Source organism: Janthinobacterium sp. TND4EL3, assembly GCF_900156175.1.
In the GTDB taxonomy this organism is placed as follows: Bacteria; Pseudomonadota; Gammaproteobacteria; order Burkholderiales; family Burkholderiaceae_D; genus Janthinobacterium.
In genome coordinates, this window is sequence record NZ_FTMV01000001.1 from 159556 (window position 1) to 174613 (window position 15058).

Genomic DNA, 15058 nt, shown 5'->3' on the forward strand with positions numbered 1-15058 from the left:
GATTTCACTCAAAACTAGCGGCGCTTGTCCTTTCCTCTTTCCAGCCCCGCCTTCAAGATCGTCTTCCATTTGGCGCGCGCGGCGATGCGCTCGAGCGGCGTTTCCTCGCTGCGTCGCGCGTCGCGCAGCAGCTTGTGATAGTTGCGCAGGCGGTCGTCGTCGACGGCGCCACGGACCTGGCAACCGGGTTCGCTGGCATGCTGGCAATCGCGGAACTGGCACGTCGCTGCCAGCGCCGCGATGTCGTCAAACGTGGCGGCCAGGGTCTGCGCATCGGCATCGGCGCGCCAGCTGCGCAAGCCCGGCGTGTCGATGATGCAGGCGCCGCTGGCGCACAGGTGCAGGGAACGGGCCGTCGTCGTATGCCGGCCGCGGCCGTCGCCATGGCGCACGCCATTCGTTGCCTGCCCGGCCGTGCACAAGGTATTGGTCAGGCTGGACTTGCCCGCGCCCGATGAGCCGAGCAGGACCAGGGTCTGGCCGGCACCCAGCCAGGGTTCCAGGATGGCCACGTCATACGCATGGCGCGTGTCGATGGCGAACAGCGGCACGTGGGGCGGCAGGCGCTGTTTCAGCAGCGCCAGCTTGCCCGGCACGTCGTCGGCCACGTCGGCCTTGCTCAGCACCACCACGGGGCTGACCTGGGCCGCCAGCACGATGGCCAGGTAACGCTCCAGGCGGCGCGGATTAAAATCCCCATCGAGTCCCATCACCAGCAGGGCCGTGTCGACATTGCTGGCCAGCACCTGGCGCCGGCCGTCATTGCCGCGCCGCGCGATCTGCGTGACTGGGGATAAGTGCGCCGTTATCCACAGCGTGCCGTGAAGATCGGGTTCGGCGGCGATCCAGTCGCCGACAGCAAGGATGGTGTCGTGTTCCAGCAGTGCGTGCAGCAGGCGCGGCAGGATCTGCGCCGGCTGTTCCAGGCTGCCGTCGTGCACGTCGATGCTGTCGCGGTGCACGGCGCTCACGCGCATCAGCTGCGCGGCGGGGGAAGATACGTTGAGTTGGGTGGCCGCGCCGGCGATAGCCTGCTGCAGCCCGATAAGGCGTAGTTGCGCAAAATCGAATGCGATCATGGTAGCGTGATTCCAGATTCTGTCGTCCGCATGCGGACGTGTAGCCTGCGCGTGCAGGCACCGCCAGTCGCGATGACTGGCACGAAAGAAGGGGAACGTCGGCTACGCGATCACGCGTATGGGGAATGGCGAGCTAAAAAATGCTTAGCAGGGGGAAAACAGTGATCAGGCAGCCGACAGCACGGCAGTATCCGAATGGCGCATGTTGTCTACTCCTGCTGTGTGATGGAAAACGCCAGTGTGCCAGCGGCACGCGCCGCCGTCAACGTCAGCTGCACATGCCGTAAGCCTGGCGTTCGGGAAAATAGCGGTACGTGAACGTGCGTACCGGGTAGCGCTTGCCGCCGACGAGCATGTCGGGCATGGACAGATCAAAGCGCTGCGGCAGCTGGCGCGGCAGTTGCAGGCGCAAGCGCCATTGCGTTTCCTTGCTGTTACCGACGGCGGCAAACATGATGGGCAGCTGCTCGATGACGTCGACGATCTCCGCCTTCTGGTTCATGCCGCGCTGGTAAATGGTGAGTATCTTGGCTTCCGCGAAAGGCGGCTTTTTCGGTTCTTCCAGCAGGAAGGACAGGCGCGTAAAACTGGCCTGGGTGCCGACGGGCAAGGTAAAAATCAGCGCCAGCTCCGTGCCGCCTTCCTTCAAGGTGACAGGCGGCGTGGCGTAGATGCTGATACCGCGCGGCAGTTCGAAACGCGAGCCATCCGTCCACGTCTTGCACTCGGGCGTGGTGGCCTGGTACAGGCTAGGCGCCGTGTAGTCATCGCAGGCGGAAACCAGCAGCAGCAGGGGCAGGGCAAGGAGGGCGGAACGGCGCATGGGAGTCACGGTTGGAGGATCAGCCGACAGTGTAAGCGATCCCCGCGCGATCCACCAGCGACGCCAGGCCTACCCGGGCGGCGCGCGCCGCACGGACTGCAGCTGGCAATGCGCCGCCTGCAGCGCCGCCTGGATGATGTCCAGCGCCAGCTGCGGCCGGGCCGCGCCGCACATGAAGATGTCGACGGCGGCAAAGCCCACTTCGGGCCAGGTATGCAGCGAGATGTGCGATTCGGCTAGCAGCAGCACGCCCGTGACGCCCTGCCCCGGGCCAAAGCTGTGGAAATGGTCGTGCAGTACCTGCGCACCGGCCGCGACGGCAGCGTCGCGCAGCAGGCGCTCGAGCGCGGCGCAATCGCGCAGGCGTTCCGGCGCGATGCCCGACAGGTCGGCCAGCAGATGGGTACCCAGGGGGAGATGCGGTGCGGACGCCATGCTTATTTGTGGCTGCCGCCGCTGGAGCCGCCGCCATAGCTGCCGCCGCCGCCGCCCGTGCGCGAACTCCAGCTGCTGCCGCCGCTGCTGCCGCTGCCGGCCACCTTGAACATGCGCACCCAGTTGGCGGCCGTGACGGAAAACGTCACCATCAGGGCATAGATCACGTATTTACTCATGGGGGATTCTTTGCATTCTTGTCGAGGAAAACGGCGGGCAGGAACAGCGCCAGGCAGCCCAGCAAACTCCACATCAAGGTGCTGGAGAACGACACGAACATGGGGATCGCATTCAGGACCAGCACGATGACCATGAAGACCTTGGCGATGCCACGGTGGCTCAGCTGGATGTTCTGCGCCTTGGCGCCGCCATGGAAGGCGGCGCCGAACCAGGCGGCCATCTGGTCATAGGCGACGGGCACGGAGCGCGACCAGGTCATTTCCTCGTCCGTGAGTTCCGCCGCCAGCTTGGTCTGTCCCTGCTCGAATTCAAACACACGCGTGCTGTCGCCGACGGCCACCTTCCAGTTGAAGGCGCCCGCCGCGTACACGACCTGCGAGCCGTAGTCATACAGTTTGCGGTAGGTGACGCCATCGAGCGTGCAACTGGCGGCGTCCAGCGAGGCCCAGTTGGGCCAGTTCGGCAGCACGTTCGAGCGCGACCAGCCCTCGTCCGTTTCCACCAGCCAGAAGAAGCCGGCGCGTGCGTTGTACAGCAGGTATTCGTTCCACTCGCTGCCTTCGTCGTCGGCGCGGCGCATCATGCCGATCACCGTGAAATCCACATTGCCGATCTTCGCACTGGCGCCCAGTTCCAGCGTGATGTCGGCGTTGTCGTGCACCTGCTTGCCGATGGCCAGCACCTGCGCTTCGGGGCCGCTGGCATCGAGCTGCGCATGGCAGGCAGGACACACCAGTTGCGCCGCCGCGCCAGGGACGTATTTGATGCCGCTGCCGCAGGAGGGGCAGTCGAGTGCATCGAGCTTGCCGCGGTACTTGCCGGCGCTTTTGGCGATAGCATCGTCGTCGCGCAGCAGCTGGCACTGCAAACCGTCCAGGGTGACGGCGACGCCCTGGTAGACGACCGGTTGCGGGCCATCCGTGTAGTCGAGCGTGACGAAGCTCGCGTAGTTGCGGAAGTCCGCCACCTGGATGCGCCAGCCGGCGCCCACCTTGAAGGGCAGCTCGCCCTGGCCGGCGATGCATTCGGCGCTGCGGATCTCGGCGGCCGTGTATGGTTCGCCGCAGATCGTGTAGCGCCTGCCCGGCGCCAGCTCGCCAAAGGCGGGCAGGGCATCCTGCGTGCCGCGCTCGCGCGTCAGCGTGTACAGGCCGGACGAGTCGCCCAGCCACGCCGTGCTGGCGTCGTCGAACAGCAGATACCACTCGTTCCACGTGCCGGCGCTGTAGCGCTGCTGGATGCGCCCGACGACGGTGAAGTGCACGCCGTCGTGCACGCCAGCCGTGCCGATCTGGATCGGCGAATAGTCTTCCAGGACGGCCGACATCTTGCCCAGGTCCCTGACGGCATCGGCGTCCTTGAGGATGGTGCTGTGGCAGTACTCGCACACGGCGAGCACGGAAGCATGCGAGCGGAAATGCACTTCCGCGCCGCAGCTGGGACAGGAAACAGTTTGCATGCAGTCGTATTTCGCCCTAATCAGCCGATCAGTTTTTTCAGCAGTTCAGCCTTGGCGCCGTCGTAGTCGGCCGGCGAAATGAGTCCCTTGTCCAATAAACCCTTGAGTTTTTCCAGGCGCGCCTCGATCGGTTCCTCGGCAGGTGGCGCCGCCGGAGCGGGGGCCGGGGCGGGCTGCTGCAGCGCACCGCCCATGCTTTGCGCCATCACCTGGCCGATCGACAGCCCGGCGCCGAGACCGGCGCCGATGCCGGCCATGCCGCCCTCATTCTGCGCCGCCAGCGGGATGGCATTGGCCACCTGGAATTTGGTGTAGCCGCTCATCTTGTCGGCGCCCATGCCGCCCTTCATGCCGGCGGAAATACGCTCGTCGAGCGCCGCCTGCAATTCCTCGGGCAGGCTGATGCTGGCCACGTTGAATTCATCGAGGCCCACGCCGTAGCGGGCAAACGCCTGCGCCAGGCCATCCTTGACTTCCTGCGCCATCAGCGCCTGGTTGGCCGCCATGTCGAGGAAGGGAACATTCGCGCCGCCCAGCGAGCTGGCCATGCTCGACATCAGAATGCCGCGCAATTGATCTTCCACCTCGTCGCGCGTATACACTTCGCGCGTGCCGCTGATCTCGGTGAAGAAGGTGCGGGCGTCGGCGATGCGGTATGAGTACATGCCGAAGGCGCGCACGCGGATCATGTCGAAATCCTTGTCGCGGATGGTGATCGGCTGCGGCGTGCCCCACTTGCGGCCAGTCTGCACGCGGGTGCTGAAGTAATACACGTCCGACTTGAAGGGCGAGTCGAACAGCTTGTCCCAGTTTTTCAGGTTGGTCAGCAGCGGCAAGGTCTGCGTCGTCAGCTTGTGCGTGCCGGGACCGAAGACGTCGGCGATCTTGCCTTCGTTGACGAAGACGGCGACCTGCGATTCGCGCACATTCAGGATGGCGCCGTTCTGGATTTCGAAGTCCTGCATGGGGAAGCGCCAAGCCAGTACGCCTTCCGTTTCTTCGTTCCACTGCAGTACGTCGATAAACTGCTTCTTGATAAAGCTGCCGAGGCTCATGTTGGATATCCTTGAATAAGATAAAACGGTGTCAGGAAATGCAGGCGGCGTTGATGGCGCCGATCGACAGGGAAATGGCGCCCAGCAAGCCGCCAAAGGCACTGTTGTTCGATTCGATCTGGTCCTTCGACATGCGCAGCAGGCGCGTGGTGACCACATAGGCGAGCAATTGCACCACCATGGCGCCGAAGGCCCAGGCGAAGAATTGCTGGTAGTCGGCCGTGTGCATCAGGGACGAGGCGATGGTGGCGGAAAATCCCAGCAGCGCGCCGCCCAGCGACAGGGCCGCCGCCTGGTTGCCCTGTCGAACCAGTAGCACTTCGTTATACGGCGTGACGCGCGTGTAGATGATAAAAAAGGCAATCAGCAGCGCGGCGGCCAGTATAAGATGGATCAGATAGTTTAGGATGGCGGGCACGGCTTTCCTCGCAATGAGTATTTGATAACGTCAACGCATATTAGAACAAAAAAAAGTCCAATGAACAAAAAGATTCTGATCTTGTCCGTCTTCGTGGTCGCCTCCTGCGGCCTCGCGTATGAACTGATCGCCGGCGCCATGTCCAGCTACCTGCTCGGCGATTCGATCCTGCAGTTTTCCACCATCATTGGCTGCTACCTGTTTGCCATGGGGGTGGGCGCTCACTTTTCCAAGTATGTGCGGGACGACGACGTGCTTTCGCGCTTCGTCGACATCGAGCTGGCCGTGGGCCTGATCGGCGGCTTGTCGGCCGCCATCCTGTTCATGACGTTTTCGTGGATGGCCGCGCCCTTTCGCACCTTATTGTATGTGATGGTGTTCCTGATCGGCGCACTGGTCGGCATGGAAGTGCCGCTGGTGATGCGCGCGCTGAACACGCGGCAAACCGAATTTTCCGAACTGGTCAGCCGCGTGCTCACCTTCGATTACCTGGGTGCGCTGGCCGTCTCCCTGCTGTTTCCGCTGGTGCTGTCGCCCTACCTGGGACTGGTGCGCACGGACTTTTTGTTCGGCATGCTGAATGTGGGCGTGGGCCTGTGGAGCATTTACGTGTTTCGCGCCGAGCTGAAGAACCTCACGGGGCGCTTCCTGCGCGCCTGCGCCGTGCTGCTGCTGCTGGTGACCGGCTTTGCCATGTCGGACCGCATGGTGGAGTGGGGCGAGCACGGCCTGTTCGGCGACCAGATCGTGTATTCCACCACGACGCCCTACCAGCGCCTGGTGATCACGCGCTGGAAGGACGATACGCGGCTGTACATCAATGGCAACCTGCAGTTCTCCTCGCGCGACGAATACCGTTACCACGAGGCGCTGGTGCACCCCGTGCTGGAAGCATTGCCATGGGCGCGCCGCGTGCTGGTGCTGGGCGGTGGCGATGGCCTGGCGCTGCGCGAAATCCTGCGTTATCCACAGATCGAACACGTCACCGTGGTCGACCTCGACCCGGCCATGACGGCCGCGTTTACCACGCGCCCGGAACTGGCAAAGTTAAATAACAACGCGTTCTCGGACCAGCGCGTCACCGTCGTCAATGCCGATGCCGCCGTCTGGCTGCGCAACAACGGCGACATGTTCGACGCGGCCATCGTCGACTTTCCCGATCCATCGAGCTTCGCGCTCGGCAAACTGTATTCGGTACCGTTCTATGACCTGGTGAAAAAGCACCTGGCGGCCAAGGGCTTGATGGTGGTGCAATCGACCTCGCCCTTCTTTGCCCCGCACGCCTACTGGACCATCAATTCGACCCTGCGCGAAGTGGGCATGCGCACCTGGCCCTACCACGCTTACGTGCCCTCGTTCGGCGAATGGGGTTTTATCCTTGCCTCGCCCCAGCTCGACTACACACCGCCGACGCAATACCGCCTGTCCATGCGCTACCTGAATGCGGACACCACGCGCGAGATGTTCATCTTCCCGCCCGACATGCAGCCGCTGCCGATGGCGCCGAACCGCTTGAATACCCAGTCGCTCGTGCATGAATTCGAGCAGGACTGGAACCGGGTGATCCGCTGATGCAGCGCCGCTCCTTCATGCTGTGGGCTGCCGGTGGCACGGCGGCGGCCGCCGCCGGCATCGGCAGCATCGCCGCGTATCTGCGCTGGCAGGAAATCACGCCCAGGGTGCTGTATCCGGGCCGCAGCGAGGGACACTATTTGCGCAAGCTGCTGCGCGAGCGCACGGCGCTGCCGCCGCCATCGCGCACCATGACGACCGACGTGGCCATCCTCGGCTCCGGCATCGCCGGCCTGACGGCCGCCTGGCGCCTGAACAAGCTGGGGCACACGGATTTCCTGATGGTCGACGGCCCGCAACCGTATGGCAATGCGGCCGGCGGCCACTTCGGCGACCTCGCTTATCCGACCGGTGGCCATTACCTGCCGCTGCCTTCGCCCGAATCGACCCATGTGCGCGAGATCCTGTTCGACCTGGGGATCATCGAGCGCGATCCGCAGGCGGAAAAGCCATATTACGACGAACGCTACATCCTGCACGCGCCCGAGGAACGATTGCTGTTCAACGGCCAGTGGCAGGACGGCTTTATTCCCACCGAAGGCGTGCAGGCGGAAGAGCTGGCGCAGCACCGGCGTTTCTTCGCGCAGGTAGAGCAGCTGCGCCAGGCGCGCGGCAACGACGGCAAGCGCGTGTTCGTGTTCCCCACCGTGGAGTCGTCGCAAGACCCGGCCTGGCAGGCGCTCGACACCATCACCTTGAAAGCCTGGATGGAGCAACACGGCTATACCTCGCCCACCCTGCACTGGTACTTGAACTACTGCTGCCGCGACGACTATGGCACGCGCTACGACCAGGTGTCGGCCTGGGCCGGCCTGCACTACTACTGCAGCCGCTGGGGCCAGGCGGCCAACGCCGGCAACGGCGCCTGGCTGACTTGGCCGGGTGGCATGCAACCGGTCGCCACGGCCATGGAGCAGGCGTCGGGCGTCAAACGTCATGCGGGCACGGTGGTTTCCGTGACCACCACAAAACAGGGCGTGGAGGCGCTGTGCCTGGAGCTGGTCGACGGTCAGCCGCGCACCTATTTGGTCCGCGCACGCAAGGCCATCTGCGCCATGCCTTTGTACGTGGCATCGCGCGTGGTGAACAACATCGCCGACTATGGCTTTGACGCGAAACGCGATACGCCCGCGTATGCGCCGTGGATGGTGGCGAATTTTTTACTTAAGCGCTTTCCCGACGAATTGCCGCATGCGCCCCTGTGCTGGGACAACGTGGTGTACCAGGAACCGGGCCTGGGCTACGTCGTCTCGACCCACCAGGATATCCGCGTGCGCCCGCCCGAGAAAACCGTCTTCAGCGCCTACGTGGCCCTGTCCGACCGCACGCCGCAGGAAGCGCGCAAGTGGCTCGACACAGCCACGCCGCAGCAATTGCTGGCGCTGGCCAGCGTCGATTTGAAGACGGCGTATGGGCGCGATTTTGCCAGCTGCGTCGAGCGCGTCGACATCACCGTGCGCGGCCACGCCATGGCGGCTCCCTTACCGGGATTTCGCAGCAACGCGGGCTTGAAGGCGCTGCGCGAGCACGATGGCGCGATCCTGTTCGCGCATGCCGATTTGTCGGGCTTTTCCGTGTTCGAGGAAGCGGCGTGGTGGGGGGACAGGGCCGCGCGGCTGGCGACTGCATGATAGATTGAAAGCAGTACCGGATTCTTGCTCAAGGTGTCTGAGGAATACCCGATCAAGAACGAGATACTGCTTCTCGGCTATGGCAGTCAGTTTATCAACCATCCCACCAGCAACCGCAGCGGCGTGCGTGCCAGTTTGACACCCTCGCTGACATAGATCATCGATTGGCGTTAGGGAAGTACTGATCAATTCGCTTTCGTAGCGACTTTGGCGTGCCAAATGGTCGACTGACTAGTTGCTCAAGCCCATTTCTCGCTCCATTCGACGCGATGTTTCGCGTCTTTCTGTCATCAGGACGGACTATGGGATTCGGTGATCGTAAAGCGCCTGCCGGCCAGCAGCAGATTGGCAAAGGCGAACAGCGTATAGGGCTGTGTGGTGTTCTTCGCCAGGCCTCGATAACGCATTCTTCGATGACGAAACCGGTTCTTGACGACATGGGACGGATGCTCGACTTTCGCCCGGACGCTGGCCTTCAGATGCTCGAGCTTTTCCATCAAGCGTCCCAGTTTATTGTTGGGCAGCGCCTTGCGTTTGGAGCGCTTCATGGCCACATGCCACGTCACCGATTTGCAGATATTTTCAAGCCGCTTTTCCACGCCCTGGTAGCCGGCGTCGCCGTGCGGCAGCGCATGCGTCGCGTCGGCGACATTTCCGTCCGTGCCGATGACGGTGTGCACCAGGCCCGAAGCGGCATCGACGCCGACGTGGGCCTTCATGCCGAAGTGCCAGTCATTGCCTTTCTTCGACGGGTGCATCTCTGGATCGCGCTTGCCGTCCTTGTTTTTGGTCGACGGCGGCGCGGCGATTAGCGTGGCGTCGACGATGGTGCCTTCGCGCATCATCATGTCCGTTGATCGTATCTAAGACCTTGCGCTTCAGCCCGTTGGCTTCAAGCAGGTGGCGGAACTTCAGCAAGGTGGTTGCGTCCGGAGTCGACTCGCAGCCCAGATCGATGCCAACAAAGGAGCGAGTGGATTGGCTGTCGTAGATCGCGTCTTCGATGCCTTCGTCAGACAAGCCGAATTATTGCTGGGCCACATAAATGCGCAGCATGCGCGCCAGTCCGATCAGTGGCCGGCCGGCGCCTTCGACCTTCGGATAGAACGGCTCGATCAGTTTGTGCAGCTTGCCCCACGGCGTCACGCTGTCGATCTCGGCCAGGAAGCGGTCGCGCCGCGTCAGCTTTTTCTTGGCGGCGTATTAAAGGTCGGAAAAACTCTTTTGCATGACTGATGGCGAACAGTCAGGATGCCGTTATTGTCTCAGGTAGGTCCACCGCAGGGAACGGTGTTTGATGAATAAATCAGTGCCTTCCTAAGTGTCATAGTGACCGACGTGTAGGTTAAACCTGGTGAGTCGCCTGGCAGATCTGGGTAACATTGATAAATTAACATATTTGTGAAGATGATAGTTTTGGAGAGACTTTCCCTACTGCAACCATGTCATGATCTGTGTTCACAATCAACATCTGAAAGTGGCGTCTATGGTGCAACGTCAGGCACGAAGAAGTGTACTTGAACGGGTACGAGACGACACGCGATTTTAAGAGTGCACCGTCGTGATGACGATGCTCGATGACGTGGGTAGCGTCCGAACTATTGCTAAATGCTTTGGCCGTTTACCTAGTTCGATCAGCCGCGCAATTTGGCACAATTCCGATTTTGGAGTCTAAGATGCGCCGCGTCGAGTGGTATCAATACGCACACCGAAGATGAAATCAGGTAGCGTTCTTTTTTAAAGGGCCGTTATCGCAGAGAATGATTTCGCGTTTGCCAGTCCCGAACGGGGCCGAAAGCTGCGAGAGCGACTGACAGCCAGCGTTCAGCTCCACGAACTGGGCTTGGTCGCGCTCCGTGGTTTTGTTGACCGATCGAGCTTCTTTAGATCCCACATTGGACCTACGTTTTTGATTGTGCAGGTGGTGACTTGTGAATAGCCAAGCGGATCTCGATAAACAATCAAAATTTTTTAATAAAAGCATTGACTTATTCCCCCTTACAAAATATTATTATTACGCAACATTTACTTTGTGATAATTTTTATTAAATTATACTTTTCAATAACCGGAGGATATATGAAAGAAATGTCGAACGTCGAAGTTGAACAGGTCAGTGGTGGCATTCCGATCGTACTGGCTGGACCAGCTATTGCGTTGGCTACTGCGGGTTTTGCTGCATTCAGCGCAGGCGTTGCTGCTGGCTACACGATGGTTAAAGACTATTATGCTCAGAAAAATGTTTCAGAGGCAAAATAGAATATTCTCCGTCTAAAAATAATGGTTGCATAAGATCATCTCTGTTTTTTATTAAATACTTATATATAGGGTAATTTTATAGATTATATTGCATGGTTTAATGTATACTTTTGAATATTTTCTGGATACAAAATGATCTCTTGCACTAAGAATGATTTCTGCGGAATTCAAGAACTTAACGAGTTTGAAGTTGATAGTGTTGGCGGAGGAATTTCACCTGGTGTGGTATATGCTATTCGGGTTGGACTTGCATTCGGAGGATTAGGTGTAGCTGGCGTTGTTGTCGGTGGTTTGGCAGCGTACGCAATTTACGAAATGGCAAATTAAATTTTTTTATTTTGCACTTCATTGTTGAAAATATAAACAAATTTTTACTTTGAAGTGCATTTTTAATTTTTTAACTTAATATTTTTATTAAAAATTATTGGTGTTTATATGCATAATTTATCATCAAAAAAACAAATTATCATAATTTCGGTCGTTTTCATTGGTTTCGTTATTTTTTGCATTGGCGTTAGATTTGGATATGTCATCGTGAGTGAAAATTTAAGAAAAAATATTAGTTCTGATAGTAAAATTTCTAGTCAAAAAATTGAAAATTAGGTTTTATTTAAAATTTAGATCATTTTTAAAAAGTAAATTATTTTGCGTGATCAACCGAGTGTAATGGCTTCGGAAGCGAGCCCAGCACCGCCAGTCCAATCGCTGTTCCGACAGCAATCCATCGAATATTTCAGCACCAGGCAATACGGCACGGTGATACTCGCGCGTCCGGTCAGCCATCTGTTCCTGACTATGCTGTTCATCTCTATTGCCATTGCTATCGTTGCTTTTTTCATTTTTTTCAGCACCACCCGTAAGGCGCAGTCGCAAGGCGTGCTGCTACCGACCAGCGGCGTCATCCGCGTCATGCCGGGCCAGGCTGGCGTCATCGCCGCAGTGCGCGTCAAGGAGGGGCAAGCGGTGCGCGCGGGCGAGGTGCTGTTCGTGCTGTCGGGCGAGCGCAGCAGCGCCAATGCGGGTGCACCCCAGCAAGTCGTCTCGGACTTACTGAAAAGCCGGCGCGACAGCTATGACGCGGAAATGCAGCAGTCGCGCCTGCAATCGCGCCAGCGCATGGCGGCGGGCCAGCGCCGCGCCAGCGACCTTGCGGCGGAAATCGGCCGAATAGACGACCAGATCGCGCTGCAGCAGCGTCGCATTAACCTCGCGGAACAGTCTTACAAGCGCTACAGCGATCTCAACGCCACCAATTACATCTCTTCGGCGCAGCTGCAAGACAAGCAGGCCGAGCTGCTGGATCAGCATCAGCGCCTGGCCGAATTGCAACGCATCAAGTCGGCCAGCGGCCGCGACCTGGCCACCACGCAAGCCGACGTGCGCGACTTGCAGGTGCAGGCGCAGCGCGACACGCAAGGCTTGCAGCGCAATGTGTCCGCCATCGAGCAAGACCTGACGGAGAACGAAGCACGCCGCGAGATCCTGGTGCGCGCGGCGCAGGACGGCATGGTCACGGCCATCACCACCGAGCTGGGCCAGACCGTGGCGGCCAACAGCGTGCTCGCCTCCGTGCTGCCGCAAGGCGCCCAGCTGGAGGCGGAAATCTATGCGCCGTCGCGCTCCGTCGGCTTCATCAAGCCGGGCATGACGGTGCTGTTGCGCTACCAGGCCTATCCGTACCAAAAGTTCGGCCAGTATCCGGCGCTGGTGCGCGAAGTGGCGAGCACCTCGCTGCGCCCCGAAGAGCTGGCGGTGCCGGGCGCCGTCAGCGGCACGAATGGCGAACCCTTGTATCGCATCCGTTTGAGCTTGCAGCGCCAGAGCGTGCAGGCGTATGGCGAAACCCTGCCCCTGAAGTCGGGCATGCTGGTCGACGCCAGCGTGCTGCTGGAACAGCGGCGCCTGTATGAATGGGTGCTCGAACCCCTGTTCAGCATTTCCGGGCGCCTGTAAGCGCCCATATTAATTTTTCAGAGTACTCATGCATCTTCACGATCTCGCCCACCTGTCCTTCTGGCGCAGCCAGCGCCTGCCCATCCTGCTGCAAACGGAAGCGGCCGAATGCGGCCTGGCCTGCCTGTGCATGGTGGCCAGCTACTGGGGCCACCAGACCGATATTTCCAGCATGCGCCGGCGCTTTTCCGTCTCCCTCAAGGGCGTGACCCTGAAAGGGTTGATGGCGATGGCGCAGGGGCTGGCGCTGAACACTCGGCCACTAAAACTCGACATGCAGCATCTGCCCGAGCTGAAACTGCCCGCCATCCTGCATTGGGACTTGAACCATTTTGTCGTGCTCAAGTCCGTCTCCGGCAGCCATGCGGTGATCCACGACCCGGCTGTGGGCGAGCGCCGCCTGCCGCTGGCCGAAATGGCAAAACACTTTACGGGCGTGGCGCTGGAGCTGACGCCCACCGCCGAGTTCAAAAAGGCCGAGGAAAAGCAGCAGTTCTCCCTGCTGTCGCTGATGGGCCGGGTGGTGGGCCTGAAGCGCGGCTTGTTGCAATTGCTAGTGCTGGGCCTGGCCTTGCAGGTGTGCGCGCTGGTGGCGCCGTTCTACATGCAGTGGCTGGTCGATGAGGCGCTGCTGGCCGCCGACCGCGACCTGATCACGGTGCTCGGTTGCGGCTTTTTGCTGCTGGTGCTGATACAGACGGCGATCGGCGCCGTGCGCTCGTGGATCACCACCGTGCTGGCGACGAATCTGAATCTGCAATGGCTGGGCAATGTGTTTGCGCATTTGCTGAAACTGCCGCTGCCGTATTTCGAGAAGCGCCACACGGGCGACATCGTCTCGCGCTTCAATTCCATCCAGACCATGCAGCGCAGCCTGACGACGCAATTCGTCGAAGGCGCCATCGATGGCGTGCTGGTGCTGGCGACGCTGGGTATGATGCTGTTCTACAGCCCGCTGCTGGCGGGCGTGGCCTGCATCGCGGTGCTGCTGTACGTCTTGCTGCGCTGGGCCCTGTTCAATGCCATGCGCGAGGCGACGGCCGAACAGATCATCCATGCGGCCAAGCAGCAGACGCATTTCCTGGAATCCGTGCGCGGCATCCAGAGTATCCGCCTGTTCGGCCGCAATGAAGAGCGCCGCGCCAGCTGGATGAATGCGCTGGCCGACCAGTTCAATGCCGACCTGCGCATCGCCAAATTATCCGTGTCTTACCAGACGGCCAATACTTTGCTCTTCAGCGCCGAACGGGTGATCGTCATCTGGATGGCAGCGCTGGCCGTGCTGGACAACCGCTTTTCGGTCGGCATGCTGTTCGCTTTCATCAGCTACAAGGATCAGTTCAGCCAGCGCATGGCCAGCCTGGTCGACAAGCTGTTCGAGCTGCGCATGTTGCGCCTGCATGGCGAACGTGTCGCCGACATCGTATTGACCCGCGCCGAAGAAGACAGCAACGATGTGGAGGTCGACGTCGAGCATATTTCGCCATCGATCGAGATTCGCAACCTGGCGTTTCGTTATGCCGACAGCGAGCCCTATGTATTGAGTGGCCTGAACCTCGCGATTCCTGCCGGCCAGTGCATCGCCGTCACCGGCCCTTCAGGCTGCGGCAAGACGACCCTGATGAAACTGCTGCTGGGCTTGCTGGAGCCGACCGAAGGCGAGATCCTGATCGGCGGCGTCACCCTGGCCAACCTGGGCATGAAAAATTACCGGCAACTGCTGGGCACGGTCATGCAGGAAGACAGCCTGTTTGCCGGTTCGATCGCCGACAACATCAGCTTCTTTGCGCCGTCGCCGAACCAGCAGCAGGTGCAGGCCTGCGCGCAACTGGCCGCCGTGCATGCCGAGATCGCCGCCATGCCGATGGGTTTTAATACCCTGGTGGGCGACATCGGCAGCGGCCTGTCCGGCGGCCAGAAACAGCGCATCCTGCTGGCGCGCGCCCTGTACAAGAATCCGAAGCTGCTGGTGCTGGACGAAGCGACCAGTCACCTGGATGTGTGGAACGAACAGGCCGTGAATGCGGCGATTCAGAAAATCCAGTTGACGCGCGTGATCGTCGCACATCGACCGGAAACCATCGCCATGGCGCAGCGGGTGGTGCTGCTGCACCAGGGCAAGGTGGTGCAGGATGTGATGCAGGCGGCGCAAGACGCTGCATAAAAAAGGCCGGCGCGAACGCCGGCCAGAGCCCC

At 60.4% G+C, this 15058-nt stretch carries 14 protein-coding genes and 1 pseudogene; 6 read left to right on the plus strand and 9 right to left on the minus strand.

Going from position 1 to position 15058, the window contains the following annotated elements; translation table 11 throughout:
- Positions 1 to 14: 14 nt before the first annotated feature.
- The 7 genes from rsgA to BXA07_RS00750 all read right to left on the minus strand — a co-directional run bounded on the left by rsgA (position 15) and on the right by BXA07_RS00750 (position 5449).
- Positions 15 to 1079, minus strand: a complete 1065-nt coding sequence (gene rsgA / locus BXA07_RS00725; RefSeq protein WP_076564770.1) for a ribosome small subunit-dependent GTPase A — start codon at positions 1077 to 1079, stop codon at positions 15 to 17.
- Positions 1080 to 1347: 268 nt separating this feature from the next.
- Positions 1348 to 1902, minus strand: a complete 555-nt coding sequence (locus tag BXA07_RS00730; RefSeq protein WP_070218932.1) for a hypothetical protein — start codon at positions 1900 to 1902, stop codon at positions 1348 to 1350.
- Between the two features lie 69 nt (positions 1903 to 1971).
- A complete protein-coding gene (speD, locus tag BXA07_RS00735; protein ID WP_076564771.1) occupies positions 1972 to 2337 on the minus strand; it encodes an adenosylmethionine decarboxylase in 366 nt (121 codons plus the stop codon).
- A 2-nt stretch (positions 2338 to 2339) separates the two neighbouring features.
- Entirely contained in the window at positions 2340 to 2516 is a 177-nt protein-coding gene (locus BXA07_RS30720; protein WP_157792409.1) for a hypothetical protein, read from the minus strand.
- Complete coding sequence (locus BXA07_RS00740; protein ID WP_076564773.1) at positions 2513 to 3976, minus strand: DUF4178 domain-containing protein; 1464 nt, start codon at positions 3974 to 3976, stop codon at positions 2513 to 2515. Before BXA07_RS00740 ends, BXA07_RS30720 begins: the two co-directional genes overlap by 4 nt.
- Positions 3977 to 3996: 20 nt before the next feature.
- Positions 3997 to 5031: an SPFH domain-containing protein gene (locus BXA07_RS00745; protein ID WP_076564775.1), complete on the minus strand. Its 1035-nt coding sequence runs from the start codon at positions 5029 to 5031 to the stop codon at positions 3997 to 3999.
- A gap of 31 nt (positions 5032 to 5062) precedes the next feature.
- Positions 5063 to 5449: a DUF350 domain-containing protein gene (locus BXA07_RS00750; protein WP_076564776.1), complete on the minus strand. Its 387-nt coding sequence runs from the start codon at positions 5447 to 5449 to the stop codon at positions 5063 to 5065.
- A gap of 60 nt (positions 5450 to 5509) precedes the next feature.
- Between BXA07_RS00750 and BXA07_RS00755 the strand changes: the two genes are divergently transcribed.
- Together BXA07_RS00755 and BXA07_RS00760 are read left to right on the plus strand one after the other, a co-directional pair.
- Positions 5510 to 7021, plus strand: coding sequence for a polyamine aminopropyltransferase (locus BXA07_RS00755; RefSeq protein WP_076564778.1), 1512 nt, complete (start codon positions 5510 to 5512; stop codon positions 7019 to 7021).
- Positions 7021 to 8652 (plus strand): NAD(P)-binding protein, encoded by a 1632-nt coding sequence (locus BXA07_RS00760; RefSeq protein ID WP_076564779.1) that lies wholly within the window; start codon positions 7021 to 7023, stop codon positions 8650 to 8652. The genes BXA07_RS00755 and BXA07_RS00760 overlap by 1 nt, the downstream gene beginning before the upstream one ends.
- Before the next feature lie 290 nt (positions 8653 to 8942).
- On the opposite strand, the pseudogene BXA07_RS00765 reads toward BXA07_RS00760, so the two are convergent.
- A pseudogene (locus BXA07_RS00765) lies at positions 8943 to 9837 on the minus strand (IS5 family transposase).
- Between the two features lie 892 nt (positions 9838 to 10729).
- Between BXA07_RS00765 and BXA07_RS00770 the strand changes: the two are divergent.
- Positions 10730 to 10909 (plus strand): class IIb bacteriocin, lactobin A/cerein 7B family, encoded by a 180-nt coding sequence (locus tag BXA07_RS00770; protein WP_083707976.1) that lies wholly within the window; start codon positions 10730 to 10732, stop codon positions 10907 to 10909.
- A gap of 132 nt (positions 10910 to 11041) precedes the next feature.
- Positions 11042 to 11236 carry a hypothetical protein gene (locus BXA07_RS29905; protein ID WP_139335392.1) on the plus strand — a complete coding sequence of 65 codons (195 nt, stop codon included), beginning with the start codon at positions 11042 to 11044 and terminating at the stop codon, positions 11234 to 11236.
- Between the two features lie 279 nt (positions 11237 to 11515).
- Here the strand turns inward: BXA07_RS29905 and BXA07_RS31200 are convergent, their stop codons facing one another.
- On the minus strand, positions 11516 to 11782 hold the full coding sequence (locus BXA07_RS31200; RefSeq protein ID WP_244556137.1) for a hypothetical protein: 267 nt from the start codon (positions 11780 to 11782) through the stop codon (positions 11516 to 11518).
- A 3-nt stretch (positions 11783 to 11785) separates the two neighbouring features.
- Here BXA07_RS31200 and BXA07_RS00775 point away from each other — a divergent pair, with 3 nt between their 5' ends.
- Together BXA07_RS00775 and BXA07_RS00780 are read left to right on the plus strand one after the other, a co-directional pair.
- Positions 11786 to 12862, plus strand: coding sequence for an HlyD family secretion protein (locus BXA07_RS00775; RefSeq protein WP_244556138.1), 1077 nt, complete (start codon positions 11786 to 11788; stop codon positions 12860 to 12862).
- Between the two features lie 28 nt (positions 12863 to 12890).
- Entirely contained in the window at positions 12891 to 15026 is a 2136-nt protein-coding gene (locus BXA07_RS00780) for a peptidase domain-containing ABC transporter (protein WP_076564781.1), read from the plus strand.
- The last annotated feature ends 32 nt before the right edge of the window (positions 15027 to 15058 follow it).

What these genes read in the sequence shown, in the direction of transcription:
- rsgA (WP_076564770.1), bottom strand. Translation starts at nt 1,079, where the DNA reads ATGATCGCATTCGATTTTGCGCAACTACGCCTTATCGGGCTGCAGCAG.
- BXA07_RS00730 (WP_070218932.1), bottom strand. Translation starts at nt 1,902, where the DNA reads ATGCGCCGTTCCGCCCTCCTTGCCCTGCCCCTGCTGCTGCTGGTTTCC.
- speD (WP_076564771.1), bottom strand. Translation starts at nt 2,337, where the DNA reads ATGGCGTCCGCACCGCATCTCCCCCTGGGTACCCATCTGCTGGCCGAC.
- BXA07_RS30720 (WP_157792409.1), bottom strand. Translation starts at nt 2,516, where the DNA reads ATGAGTAAATACGTGATCTATGCCCTGATGGTGACGTTTTCCGTCACG.
- BXA07_RS00740 (WP_076564773.1), bottom strand. Translation starts at nt 3,976, where the DNA reads ATGCAAACTGTTTCCTGTCCCAGCTGCGGCGCGGAAGTGCATTTCCGC.
- BXA07_RS00745 (WP_076564775.1), bottom strand. Translation starts at nt 5,031, where the DNA reads ATGAGCCTCGGCAGCTTTATCAAGAAGCAGTTTATCGACGTACTGCAG.
- BXA07_RS00755 (WP_076564778.1), top strand. Translation starts at nt 5,510, where the DNA reads ATGAACAAAAAGATTCTGATCTTGTCCGTCTTCGTGGTCGCCTCCTGC.
- BXA07_RS00760 (WP_076564779.1), top strand. Translation starts at nt 7,021, where the DNA reads ATGCAGCGCCGCTCCTTCATGCTGTGGGCTGCCGGTGGCACGGCGGCG.
- BXA07_RS00770 (WP_083707976.1), top strand. Translation starts at nt 10,730, where the DNA reads ATGAAAGAAATGTCGAACGTCGAAGTTGAACAGGTCAGTGGTGGCATT.
- BXA07_RS29905 (WP_139335392.1), top strand. Translation starts at nt 11,042, where the DNA reads ATGATCTCTTGCACTAAGAATGATTTCTGCGGAATTCAAGAACTTAAC.
- BXA07_RS00780 (WP_076564781.1), top strand. Translation starts at nt 12,891, where the DNA reads ATGCATCTTCACGATCTCGCCCACCTGTCCTTCTGGCGCAGCCAGCGC.